Raw genomic sequence first — 13,981 nt, 5'->3', positions numbered from 1 at the left:
TTATTGTGGCAGAACAATCTTGGGACAATTTTTCCGACTACCTACTCTATAATTCCCATTTCTCCTGTCTCCTGTCTCCTGTCTCCTGTCTCCTCCCCCTACAAAAAGACTTTTTCAGCAAACCCTAAATAGGGCTTGCTGATTAAATATAAAAGCATTGACATATAAAGATAAGTGCCTTTTTTTGTATTGAAAAAAGTGCGCCTGTTTCAGTTCTTCACCCTCAAAAAGGAGCGTATTTTACGTTCATAGTTCGGCAAAACAATCTTGGGAAAATTCTTACTCCTACCTCCTCTAATACCATTTTGAAAAAAGAATGTTACGAATAATAAGAATCATAAATAAACTTTCAAATAAAGTCTATTTGACGAAAAAGATAATTTACAACATCAAAAATGGTATTAAATCTATCCATTCAGAATTCAGAATTCTGGACTCTAAGAAATACCCTAGCTATTTGTAGCAAACATTTATCAAATTGGTATAAATTACTCGTTTCTCCTGTCTCTTGTCTCCTGTCTCCTGTCTCCTGTCTCCTACCCCCTACTAAAAGACTTTTTCAGCAAACCCTAAATAATGTTTAATCTAGATTTTCCTAAAAGCACAGAAATAGATTACTTAACTAAATTTTCTGGTTGGTATATTTCTGAAAATAATCTCAATATTCAACTAAGTCTGTATCTAAATGGAAAACCTTATGCCTCCCTTTTACATGGTGGATATCGACCAGATGTAGCTGCTACTTTTCCAGAAAAAAAATATGCTAGTCATAGTGGTTTTGGGGGCGAACTTTTACTGCAAAAAAATATTAAACCAGAGACAGATATAAAAATAGAAATATTTGCTGATGGAAGAGAAAAAATATTATTATTTCAAAATCAATTTAAGATTATTGGAAATATCCCTAACCAACCTCAACGACAAAAAATTTTCAACCTACAAAAACTGTTGATTTGCCCCCAATGTGGAAACATAGTTGCACCATGTAATAAACAAAATTGCCCTATATGGATAAGAAGAAATACTCCTCATATTTTGCAACCAGGAGATTTACCATTTACTAAACTTACAGAAACAGAAACTACCCATCCCTACTCAGAAGGAATTTTAACAGTATTGAATAAAATTGGAGAAAATGGAATAGTTTTAGATTTTGGCGCAGGTAACACCCAAAAAGAATATTTAAAACCAAATATTTGTTACTTAGATGTGCAGCAATATCAATATACAGATGTCGTCTGCTCTACATTAAAATTACCATTTCCAAATAACTCCTTTGATGGCATAATCAGTCATGCAGTTTTTGAACATTTACCTAATCCATTTTTGACCGCAAAAGAACTTTATCGCATCTTAAAACCAGGAGGTTTAATATTTATTGATACCGCATTTTTACAACCACTTCACGCTGATCCCAGCCATTATTTTAATATGACAATTCATGGCTTACGGCAAATTTTGTCAGAATTTGAAGAAATCAATAGTGGTATTTTTCCCCATCATTATCCATCCTATAGTATGATGATGTTTATTCAAACTATCTGGCCTTATATTCAACAAAAAGAATGGCAAGAAAATTTAGAAGATTGGCACGCTTTTTTAGTACAAGAAGGTGATAATTTGGATATTGCATTGGGAGAAAAAGGTAGAGAAATTTTGGCAGCAGGAGTGTTTTTTGAGGGTAGAAAAACTTCATTAATGGATAATTGACAATGGATAATTACCTCTTCATGAGAGCTGATAGCTAATAACTGAATACTTAAAATTTATCAGAGGCGATCGCTGAATAATCTAACTGTTTAGAAGTAGAAGTTAAAAAAATCATATAAACAGAAACATATTACAGTTTCAACCACCAAAACTGCACATATTTATCTTGCGGTAAATGTGTTGAACAACAGTAAAATTGGATGAAGATTTTTCCAAAAGAAAAAATTTTAATTCTTCAAAGTAAAGACTTGTTGAATACTCTCCAATAAACTATGAACAAAGTATTTCAGTCTCTTGACTTGAAGCTATGATTTATACCAAGCGTGATAAATGTTTGTTACAAATGGTAGGGACGTTGCATGCAACGTCCCTAGGAAAGAAGGAAGAGGGAAGAAGGAAGAAGGGTTCATTAATTGATAATTGATAATGGATAATTGATAATTACCTCTGGTTAAAACCGAGAGGATTGAAAATAAGGAAATATTATTTCTTTTTTTACCCTTAAAAGGAGAGGCTTTAAACCAGAATTGTTTAATTATTAATAATTAATAATTCGGTAAATATTGAAAAAAAGGGAAAAAAGATAGATATAACTATCTCAAATGAACTGAAAGAGCTATTTTTAAGTATATCCGATCAATATCTACCTTTTTGTAGCATTCTTTTTTCACCCTTGGTATTATAGATGATTATATCGATATTAATCAATAAAAAAAACTGACATTAACCCTGAAACATACCAAAAATTAACACAATACTTTCAACCCTATAACCAGAAACTAAATAGGGTTTGCGCTCAAAAGTCTTTTAGTAGGGGTAGGAGACAGCTATACTGGAGACAGGAGAAATGGGAATTTATAGGGGGTAGAAGTAAGAATTTTCCCAAGATTGTCTTGCCCAACTATGTGCCTAAAATACTAACTTTTTAAGCGTTTTAGACTAAAACAGACACACTTTTTTCTACCCTAAAAAGGCTAAAACCTTTATCTGTAAATACTTTTAGATTTAATCAGCAAGCCCTAAATAAATATATGGAAGTCAAGTTTAACAAAAAAATCAACCATTCAATCAACTATCACAAGCCACATTTTCTGATAATTGGCGCTCAGAAATGTGGCACTAATTCCTTATATAACTATTTAGTGCAACATCCTTTAATTGCAGCATCTTTACAACATGAAATTCATTACTTTGACTTAAATTTTGATAGAGATATAAAATGGTATCAATCACAATTTCCCGAATTAGAGCCAGGAATAATTACTGGAGAATCAAGTCCTTACTATTTATTTCATCCTCTCGTACCCCAACGAATTTTTGATATATATCCTCAGATGAAATTAATTATTTTGTTGAGAAACCCAGCAGAAAGAGCAATTTCTCATTATTATCACGAAGTTAAATTAGGAACTGAAAAATTAACTTTGAAAGAAGCGATCGCTGCCGAACAAACTCGCCTAAAAGGAGAAGTTGAAAAAATTATTCAAACAGGAAAATATTACAGTTTTAACCATCAACATTATACATATCTAGCAAGAGGAATATATATTGAACAACTGCAAAATTGGATGAATATTTTTCCTAAAAAACATTTTTTTATTCTCCTTAGTGAAAACTTATTTAACCACCCACGAGAAACAATGAACAAAATATTTCAATTTTTAGAATTACCTGCCCATTCTTTAACAGAATATCTTCCATATAATTCTGGTAATTACTCACAACCTAATGACGAAATATATCAGCAGTTAAATCAATATTTCCAATCTGATAATCAAAAGCTAGCCAAATTTCTCAATATTGATTTAAACTGGTATTGAAGAAAACAGAAGGCAGAAAGCAGAAGGCAGAAGGTAGAAGGAAAAATTGCTTATATATAGTCTTTTCTTATAACCCCAAATAATTTTCAGCACCCCCGTTGACGATCTATGCTTTATAAACATCTTTCTTAACATAAAACGTAGACATTATAGACAAGTTATGTATGAGTGTTTGAGAGACTTTTTCTTCAAAAATCATGTATTGAAAAGTACATTTTTTTGAGAACTTAAGTAGGGCTTGCTGATTAAATATCAAAGCATTGATATATAAAGGTTTTAACTGTTTTAGGTAGGAAAAAGTGTCAGTTTTTCGCTCAAGAAAGCTCAAAAAACTAGCATTTTGTGCAAGAGTTGGGCAGAAAAATTAAGGGACAAAACTTAGCTCCTACCTCCTCTACATTCCCCGTTCCTCCTGTCTCCCCCTCCTGGGAGGGGGAGGGGCGAGGGGTGGGTTGTCTCCTGTCTCCTGTCTCCTACTCTCACCCATAAGACTTTTTCAGCAAACCCTAAGTAGTTCTGCCTAGCTAAATTGACTCTTTCTCCCTTCTCCCCTACTTCCTACTCCCCTGCTCCCCACAAGGTTTTCAGAAGTTCCTTATAAGGGATAAGTTGACGGTGGGGTATTAAACCCGCAAAAGAAAAGATAATAATAATTAAAACTTAGGTATTAGTTATCATATTTTTTTGCTTTTAATTTAAAGTTCGTTAATTAAAGTGAAAAATACTAAATACCTAGTCTTAAATTCAGTTATCCCCATGAGTATAAATTGCGTTAACAAGTATTATGATGGGAGAGTTAAACAGTTAAAATACATATAAAAACTCTGAAACTTTTCCTCTTATTCCCTATTCCCTTTTCCCTAAATTCAAAGATATTTCTTCACAACTAAAATCCGATTGCTATATTATAAGCAAGGAACGAGTTGGTTAGGACATAGATTGATGATAAACCGTAAGACAGAAAAATGCTTTTCCCACTATTGCCTGTTGCCTGTTCCCTGCTATAACTAAAAAACTCACAAATAAACAAAAAAAAATGACTATTGATTACGAAAATGCTTGGGAAGAATATGCTAACAAATGGCAAGAAAATTATCCTGAATTAACTCATATAGGTGACGAATGGATAGGTAAAGCAGCAGGGGCAGCCAACTCATTAGTAGAATATGAAAAATTAATCGAACAAAAATTTATAGCACCATATATTAATGAAAAACATACAGTACTAGAAATAGGTATTGGTGGAGGGCGTACCGCAGAATTGTTACTTAAATATTGCCAAAAATTAATATGTGCCGATATCTCCAATTCTATGTTAAATGCAACTAAAAATAGACTCGGTGAAACCAGAGTAAAATATCTCAAACTTGATGGAATAACATTAAATAGAATTGACTCAAAAACAGCAGATGTTTGTTTTTGTTACGACACAATGGTGCATTTAGAACCCAGAGATATTTTTAACTACCTAACCAAAATACCCGCCAAATTACGAGGAGAAAAAATTTGCATATTTCACCACACAAATACCCTCAGCAATCTAGGTTGGCAAAGATTTCTCAAAGATTGGGATAAAAATCTTATGGGAAAACGAAACGGAACCGCTCACTCAGTAATGACTAATGCAATAATGGAGAAATTTCTATCCCATCTCAAATACAAAATTATTCATAAAGATACTGATTCAGTTCCTAGAGATTGTGTTTGGATATGCCAGGCACCAGACATTATTTAGGGTCTGCTGAAAAAATTGGTTGGTGGGAGTAGGACGTGGAGACGCGGAGACGCGGAGACGCGGAGATGGGGAGAACAGGGAACGGTTTCGGCCATTTTATTTGAAGGAATTTTCTTGAATTTCAGCAGAAAATTTCAGTGCATTGAGACAGAATAAAAAGTTCCCGAATTATTAATTATTAATTATTAATTATTAATTATTAATTATTAAATAATTCTGGTTTAAAGCCGACCCTTTTAAGGGGAAAAAAAAGAAATAATATCTCCTTATCTTCAATCCTCTCGGTTTTAACCAGAGGTAATTATCAATTATCCATTATCCATTAATGAATGCCATGCGTCCCCTGACTAAACCCTAAAAGTAATTATTCATTACTAATTGCTCATAGCTGACTGCTAATAGCTGTTTGCGCAGCAGTCCGCAGGAAAGGCTTACATTTAAACATTAAAAAATCATCATAAATAATACAACTTATAACCTATGAAATATCTATTTCTACACCCAAACTTTCCAGCCCAATATCGTCATATAATTACCGCTTTAGGAGCAAATCCTAATAATCAAGTTGTATTTGGCACAAAAAACGAACGTCCAGAGTGGAAAATACCAGGAGTTCACAAAGCATTATTCAAACCAAGTCGTGAACCCCGTCCAGAAACCCATCACTACGTCCGTCCCCTAGAAAGTGCAGTAATTTATGGACAAGCCGTATTTAGAACCGCAGAACAACTAAAATCTCAGGGGTTTGTGCCAGATATTATCTGTGGCCATTCTGGCTGGGGACCCACCTTATTTGTCAAAGAAGCATTTCCTAACACCCCACTTCTTTGCTACTTTGAATGGTTCTATCATTCTCATGGTTCTGATGCTGACTTCGACCCCGCAGAACCCTTGACAGTAGATGATATGGCCAGAATAAGAGTAAAAAATGCCCCCATACTAATAGACTTGTACACCTGTGATTGGGGATTATCCCCCACATATTGGCAGCGATCGCAATTTCCCACAGAACTCCAAAACAAACTATCAGTACTCCATGATGGAGTCGATACAGACTATTTCAAACCAAATCCAGGGGCAAAATTAGTACTGCCTAACTTAGACCTGTCTGGCGTTGATGAACTTGTTACCTATGTAGCGCGAGGAATGGAACCCTATCGAGGTTTCCCAGAATTTATAGAAGCGATCGCCTATCTCCAAGAAAGAAGGCCAAACTGTCATGTAGTAATAGTAGGTTCTGAAAGAGTTTGCTACGGTAAATCCTTACCCAATGGTAAAACTTACAAACAAGAAATGCTAGAAAAAATACCGTTGGACTTATCACGAGTTCACTTCGTTGGTTCATTACCCTATGGTTTATACTTAAAAGTCATTCAAGCATCCGATGTTCATGTATACTTGACCAGACCCTTTGTTCTGTCATGGTCTATGATTGAATCTCTATCCACTGGTTGTTTAATTGTAGGCTCAGATACACCTCCTGTCAGAGAAGTTATTCAAGATGGTGAAAATGGCCTATTAGTAGACTTCTTCTCCCCCAAACAAATAGCTGACCGCATCGATGAAGTCTTGGATCACCCAACTCGCATGGCAGAAATTCGAGTCAAGGCCCGCCAAACAGTTTTAGAGCGATATGCTCTTTCCAACTTATTAGTAAAACATTTAGAACTAATTCATCAAGTTGCTAACCGCACCTTACAACTAAAAGATGTAGGTATGGAAAAAAAACAACCTCTAACCTCATCTAAACTCTAGATAGATGAAAAATCAACCATACTATATGGGAACCTACAATCAACTATCCACGTCCTCCGGTAATGTTAACACTATAATCAATCATTAGAAATATGCTGCCTTAGTATAATAAACGTTGTACATAAATATAGTCATATATAGTTAAATATAGTCTTTTGTCTCCAGAAATTTGGGTGACTATTGAGACAATTTAATAATGTCTGTGATTATAGAAAATCAAATAGCCTCAAGAGTCAATGATCTGACTTCAATAGGGTGAAATTCCACCCACTGAAACGCTACCTCTAGATACATAAGAACCTATGTCCAAGCCTCTGTTTGATGACCAAGCAGAAATTGAATCAGGGAGATAATCATGCAAAGAGGTAAAGAAAAGCAGTCTCAAATGTCTTTGACTATGAGATAGAGGGTGTTGTAGTTCACCCAGTCAGGTTAACGCCTGCAAAATAGGGATATGTCATATTTGACTATATTTTTATGAACTATAAATACGCTAATTGTACTTAAAAGTCAATAATCGTAAACCCAGAGGCAGATGATAGGCCAAAATTTGGCTGATAATTTTTGTAGTTAAAAGGCTAGACTTATTCCAGATAAACAGGTTAAACTACAGCCGAATATAAAATTTCTGGTGTTTGTTAGTAGTTTAGCCAAACAAAACAATTGTCCATATTTTAGTAATATAAATGATGTAGAGGAGTGAAACGGTATGGTAACACTAACTGATGGAGATGACCGCTTCGATCAGGAAGCTTCTGGAAATATAGCACCTGATACAATTATTGGTATTGGTGGAGACGACACTATATTTACTTCTACCTTGGGTGGCAGTCTAGCTAGAGGTGGACCAGGAAACGATGTACTGGTATCCAGGGGTCCTTCTGGTATTAACAACTCTGGTCAACCTGATACTCTTGAAGGTAATGCAGGAAATGACTCCCTGGAATTCCAAGCTGCTGCTGGTTTCGGATTTGGAGATGCAGACAATGATACCCTAGTCGCTCTTTCCCGTACTAGCCTTTATGGAGGTGCAGGAGATGACTTTCTCCGTGGTCTGATTGGAGATAACTGGTACTCTGCCAATCAAGGCAATGATATCCTACTTATAGGCACAAGAGATAGTCTTTATGGTGGCAGGGACAATGACACTATTAGTGTTTTTAATCCAGATGTAGTAGCGGCGCTTGATTTTGACACATTACCTACATTTACAGGTAATACAGGTCAAGGCCAAAACTTTGTTTCTGCAAACCGACAAGAAGATTTAGTTGTTGCTTTTGGCGATCGCGATACTATCTACGGCGGTAGAGATAATGACACATTATATTCTTTGGGTAGCCAAGTCCGTGTAAGTGGAGATCGTGGCAATGATGTAATAATTCAGCTAAATCAGGAATCTACAGGTACCCCTATTAGTAGCACAGCTATAGCTTTAACTGCAATAGAGAGGTCTACTCTAATAGGTGGTGAAGGTAATGACTTTATTGAAGGTGCAGTAGGACCATTTGGTGATGGTAGAAATTCCTTAGATGGTGGAGCTGGCAACGATACTCTCAGAGGCCAAGCTTCAAGAGATACCTTGGTTGGTGGTGGAGGTAATGACTTCATTACTACTGGTTTGCTCGAAGAAAATGAAGATAAATTTAGTACTAATGGTATAGCAGTTACCGTTCCCGGTTTTGCTGGTCAAAACAGATTAGATGGTGGTGCCGGTGATGATACTCTAGTATCAGGCTTTTTGTCAGATACTATGATTGGTGGTCAGGGAAATGATTGTCTCAGCGGTATCTTTAGTCGTGTGGATGGGGGCGAGGGTAACGATACTATTGATGCTACAAGTATTAGTACTAATGCTTCGGGTGGTGGTAGTATTGAAGTCACTCTGATTGGAAGTTCAGGTAATGATATCCTTTTGGGTAGTACTCAGGCTGGTGTTACAAACTTCTTTAATGGTGGTACAGGTAATGACCTTATTCAGTTTGGTGGAACAAGCGACCAGTTAATTGGGAATACACAAGGTAACGATACAGTCATAGCATTTCAGGATGGAGGTACAGCACCATTCTTCATAGAAGATACTCAAGGTAGTAATACTTTAAGTGGTGCTGATGGAGCAGACACCTTAATTACTGGAGCAGGTGATGATTCGATTGTGGGTGGTACTGCAGATGACGAAGGAGGAGATACTATTAATGCTGGTGCAGGGGATGATGTAATATTTGGCCGTGGAGGAAGAGATACTATTGTTGGTGGTGCAGGTGATGACTATATTGCACCTGGCCTTGCTACAGGGGACTCCTTAATTGGCGGTGAAGGTAACGATAGTTTTGCTTATTTTACTATTACCGAGGACAGCAAAGCTACTGTTATCGTAGACTTCGATCCTGCTGATGACCGGATACTTCTAGACTTGAATGGATTTGGTTTGGAAAATTCCAGCGAAAATTCAATTATTGGCATTAATGATTTTGCTGCTGTTGCTGCAGGTGATAACTATCAAGATAGCTTTGCTCGAACTAGCGATCCTACTATTATCTATGAACGAAACCCAGTAAGAAATCCTAGCGATCCAGCAGACGACCAAGAACTAGCTGGTTCAGGTTTGTTAAAGTACGATCCTAACGGTAATCTAGAAAATGATGATAGTAATCCTATTCTTACCATTGCTCGTCTCAATGGTACTCCTAACCTACTTCAAGCTGACATCTTTATTATCTAATATTATCTATTAGCATTAAGTAAAATTATGAGGCTGTGATTGATTTTTAATCACTCCTCATTTTTTTCTGGATTAGTTTCTGTTTTGACTTCTTTTTCTACTTGATTTGTACCTTCATTCTGAGTTTTTTCGTTAACCGGAGCTTGTTCTTGAAGCAATTTTATTTGGTTATCAATTAAACTCAAAAATGTAGTGCCAAAATGCTGAATTTCTAGAAAACTTGCATCAGCAGCAGCGGGTTTATAAATTTTAAAAGTCTGCATAATTCCTAATGTAGCAGCACTTTCTAACGGACCAATAAAGCTGGTATCTCGGTCTAAAAAATAAGGTTTACTAGCCCATTTTTTCATCTGTTCGGCATTCAAAAAATAGCAACCAGAGTGAGGATTAAGAGTTCTATTAAAGGCAATAACTTTTTCCATGATTTTTCCTTTAAGCTGATATTGCTCTCGAATATTTTGAAATTTAGCTGTTATTTCTGGTTTTAAATCTCCATCTATATAAGCTTTGGGAATAGCTCCTAAAGGAGAAACTTCATAACGATTTGGTTGAAGTAAATTACCATTTCCTGTGTGGTGATTAAACCAATTTAATTTCACAAATAGCCATGGATCGTGCAGTATTAAATCGTCTTCTAAGTAACAATAATAATCATATTTCCCAAGACATGATTTCATTACTTCCTGACATTCAAAACCCAGTAACATAGGTTCTACGTTAGTGCTGTGGTGCATCAGAAAATCTGAGGGTAAAGGAATTTGAGATAATAAATGAAAACCTTTAGTTGTACAAACAATAATATCAATATCATGGCTATGATTTTGATTTGCTGGAGTTGCTTGATATCTACTAATATCAATTATGTACTGAGATTTAGCATATAAGGCACGCAATGCAGTTAAACAGGTTGTTAAGGCTATGCGTCGTGTTTGCGGGTCTTTCCGTAAAGAACCATGTTTTCCGCTACCTTCAGGGTTAAAGAAATGAGCAATTGTAAATAATATTCGCATTTTTATTTAGATTAGGGAGTAGGGAGTAGGGAGTAGGGAGTAGGGAGTAGGGAGTAGGGAGTAGGGAGTAGGGAGTAGAAAAATCTACTAATACTAACTTTTTTGGCAGCTCAACTACTTATTCAAAAATCATACGTCAATTTTTATCTGTTAAATAGTTCTGGAACACTGTGTTTTTAATAATTTAATTTTTTTAGAAAATAAACATAGACTAATAAAGTATACTATTTTTTTTTGATAACTAAATAGGGTTTGCTGAAAAAGTCTTATGGGTGAGGGTAGGAGACAGGAGACAGGAGACAAGAAAAATAGGAATGAGCGAGTAGGTAGGAGTAAGAATTGTAAGAATGATTTCTCTGCCCAACTTTTGCCTAAAATACTAACTTTTTGAGCATGAATAGCTGAAAACCAGGCACTTTTTTTGACATCAAAAAGCCTAAAACTAATATCTGTCAATGCTTTGGTATTTAATCAGCAATCCCTAAATAATTCAGACGATTACACCTGTGACAATTGCTGTCTTTAATTTTGTAGAACCCTTATGGTATCTTTCACAACTGATAATTAATAATTGATAATTAATAATTGATAACTGATAACTGAAATGACGCGGTATGTGTTTTTGGCATGGGAGTCAAAAGTTCATAAGTCAGGAAATTCAGAAACAGAATAGAGGAAAAAGGTAGGAAAATGCTCCCCCACTCCCCTTTCTGTATCCTAGCTCCTTCAAAAATAATACTTCAAAATTTTAATTATCAAATAATTCTGGTACACGATTTTTTAACTCTTTATTTAAACGCGGTAATTCATCTCGCATTTGCAGATACCAATTCCGACGTTGGCGATAATGTTGATAAAGTAAACGATTATTTTTTACCCAATCATAAGCGTTAATTGTTATTCTTTTTCTGAGATTTTTATCAGTTATTAGTTGTCTAAATTTTCTAGCAAAATCTGAAACCGAATGATAAATTAAACCAGTTTTACCATCAATAATTGAATCTTGATAAACTATTGGACTAGCTAGTACAGCTACTCCATAACCTGCACATTCAACAAATTTTAAGTCTGATTTCATTTGATTAATTGGGTTGTCATTTAAAGGTAATAAACCAAGGTCACAACTGCCAAGAATCTCTAGATATTTATCATAACTACAAAATGGATAAAATTCTTTATTGGCTGTATTTAAACTTTCAAAAAATAACTTATCGTGGATGACTTTGAACCTAATTTTATCTTGATAATCTGACAATACTTGATTGATTATAGGCATAATCTCTTTCCAGTCTGCTTCCCTGTTGACAGCTCCGAAAAATATGGTAAGATATTTATTATGGGAAAGTGTGCGCTCATATAGGGGTACTATTCTAGCCAATTGATTGTGAAAAACTACAACGTTGGGGTTATATTGACGTAAAAAATTAGCTAGGGATGGGGTAGAAGTTTGTACACAGTGACAGCCACGATAGCTAAGATAATTATTTTCAGCATATTCAGGACGACGTAACGGATTATCATCAATTTCAGCCACAATCAAATAATCCTTTTCCAGCAAAGACTTAAGTTTGTGAAAGTCAGACGGATAATTTAAAATACTGCGTTGCCAGATAAACACCTTTTCTTCTTGAGGCAACCCTATATTTAAGTCAGCAGTTTTCGCAGTAGAAAAAGTTCTCACCCCAGGAATAGTAGCGCTAAAGCAGTCTGGTTCCAAGACTCTGACAGTACCACAAACTTTCGAGTCCATAATTATCGTTTGAATTAATAATCTCCGGGGAGGGATAGGAGATTTGATGGCGCGTGTAATGAAGTATTCAGCAGCTGTCTGAGTAGCGAACCTTTTTGAATCCAAACCCAAAGCATTAACCAGAACTTCAGTTACTTGGAGAAACCGTTGAAACTCCTCTCCTTTTTCACCACGAGTTTGTATTTCATATACTTGTAAATCTGCGTTAGCGAAACATGACTTGAGACTTTCCAGAGTAAACCAATGACGAATTATTTCCGAATTTTCCCAACCACCTTTAAGCAAATTAAAAATTCTGCGCCAATGCTGTACATTTTGTACAATAGCCAAAACTTGACCATCATTTTTTAACCAACTTTGATGATATTTCAAAACTGCAGTCGGGTTAGCGATCGCCATTAAATCTAAACCATAAATCAGACAGTCTACTGTTTCTGGTTGAATATTTAGAGTAGAAAGATTTTGCTGTAGATTTCCTACTACAATTTTATCTACTTGTAAGACAGAATTTTTAGCAAAGTCTGGATTAGATTCAATAGCAATATAATAACAGTGAGGATTAATCTGTTTATATTGAGAAGCTATTGTGCCATTACCACAGGCAAATTCGATAATAACTTTAGCATCAGCGGGTATAAATTTTAGAAGTTCTTGGTGAATGGAATTTTCTGAAGAATTAAATCTAGTCTGAGTCATATTTTCTAATTTAAGCTGTTCAAAATAATACCATTTCTCAAAAACTTTTCAATAAGAAGGAAGAAGGAAGAAGGAAGAAGGAAGAAGTAAGAAGGAAGAAGGAAGAAGTAAGAAGGAAGAAGGAAGAAGTAAGAAGGAAGAAGGAATAAGGAAAAAAATCTGACATTGTCTGAGTTTTTAGCTTTTGATATATCAAATACAGTAATGGGGACTGCTATATATTTTATCTATAACTTCTACTGAGACAAAAAAGTAAGTTACTCTCCGAAATTTATCTACAGAAAATCAGCAACAAAACCCAAGCATCTGCCATACATCTATATAGATAAGAGTATATTTTTGAATTTTTCGATATTTTGATTTTTTCTACAATCAAAAGTCAGGTGACACAGGGTGCATCTCATATTTGCTATTTGCAAAAATACTTTTTTCCTATATATTCCCTGTTCCCTGTTCCCTGTTCCCTGTTCCCTGTTCCCTGTTCCCTAAAAGCAATAACTTTTTGGCTTTATTCTTGCATTGAGATGCACCCGTGACACATATATTTGAACTCTGATTCTAGCCCAGACAAAAAAATCAATTACCTTTAGAAAGTAATCTAGAGAAAATCAATAATTCACAGCCATTCAAATTCTGAGATAACTCAACTTTCAACCAGAAAAAATTGAGTAGGAATGAAATATTTTCAGCTCTACTAAAGAAAATTAAAAATAAAGTTCAACTACCTCTTATACATCTATATATATAGAGCAGTATATTTTGGAGTTTTGCGAGATTTCTCTCAAG

General features: G+C 35.2%; 7 protein-coding genes. 5 read left to right on the top strand and 2 right to left on the bottom strand.

The window, feature by feature from the left end:
* Nucleotides 1-576: 576 nt before the first annotated feature.
* From F6K54_RS26570 to F6K54_RS26550, 5 genes are all read left to right on the top strand, one after another.
* Entirely contained in the window at nucleotides 577-1,710 is a 1,134-nt protein-coding gene (locus F6K54_RS26570; RefSeq protein ID WP_293084236.1) for a class I SAM-dependent methyltransferase, read from the top strand.
* Between the two features lie 1,031 nt (nucleotides 1,711-2,741).
* Nucleotides 2,742-3,530: a sulfotransferase gene (locus F6K54_RS26565; RefSeq protein ID WP_293084233.1), complete on the top strand. Its 789-nt coding sequence runs from the start codon at nucleotides 2,742-2,744 to the stop codon at nucleotides 3,528-3,530.
* Nucleotides 3,531-4,566: 1,036 nt separating this feature from the next.
* Nucleotides 4,567-5,265: a bifunctional 2-polyprenyl-6-hydroxyphenol methylase/3-demethylubiquinol 3-O-methyltransferase UbiG gene (locus tag F6K54_RS26560; RefSeq protein WP_293084231.1), complete on the top strand. Its 699-nt coding sequence runs from the start codon at nucleotides 4,567-4,569 to the stop codon at nucleotides 5,263-5,265.
* Between the two features lie 480 nt (nucleotides 5,266-5,745).
* The gene (locus F6K54_RS26555) at nucleotides 5,746-7,020 is read left to right on the top strand and encodes a glycosyltransferase family 4 protein (protein ID WP_293084228.1); all 1,275 of its coding nucleotides are present in this window, start codon (nucleotides 5,746-5,748) and stop codon (nucleotides 7,018-7,020) included.
* Nucleotides 7,021-7,729: 709 nt separating this feature from the next.
* Nucleotides 7,730-9,739: a calcium-binding protein gene (locus tag F6K54_RS26550; RefSeq protein WP_293084225.1), complete on the top strand. Its 2,010-nt coding sequence runs from the start codon at nucleotides 7,730-7,732 to the stop codon at nucleotides 9,737-9,739.
* A gap of 50 nt (nucleotides 9,740-9,789) precedes the next feature.
* Here the strand turns inward: F6K54_RS26550 and F6K54_RS26545 are convergent, their stop codons facing one another.
* Nucleotides 9,790-10,749, bottom strand: coding sequence for a calcium-binding protein (locus F6K54_RS26545; protein WP_293084223.1), 960 nt, complete (start codon nucleotides 10,747-10,749; stop codon nucleotides 9,790-9,792).
* Nucleotides 10,750-11,497: 748 nt separating this feature from the next.
* Complete coding sequence (locus F6K54_RS26540) at nucleotides 11,498-13,195, bottom strand: methyltransferase domain-containing protein (RefSeq protein WP_293084221.1); 1,698 nt, start codon at nucleotides 13,193-13,195, stop codon at nucleotides 11,498-11,500.
* Between the last annotated feature and the right edge of the window lie 786 nt (nucleotides 13,196-13,981).

The organism is Okeania sp. SIO3B5 (genome assembly GCF_010692555.1).
GTDB lineage: Bacteria > Cyanobacteriota > Cyanobacteriia > Cyanobacteriales > Microcoleaceae > Okeania.
The sequence above is the reverse complement of the archived record's forward strand: the minus strand, read 5'-3'. Positions and strand labels throughout refer to the sequence as shown.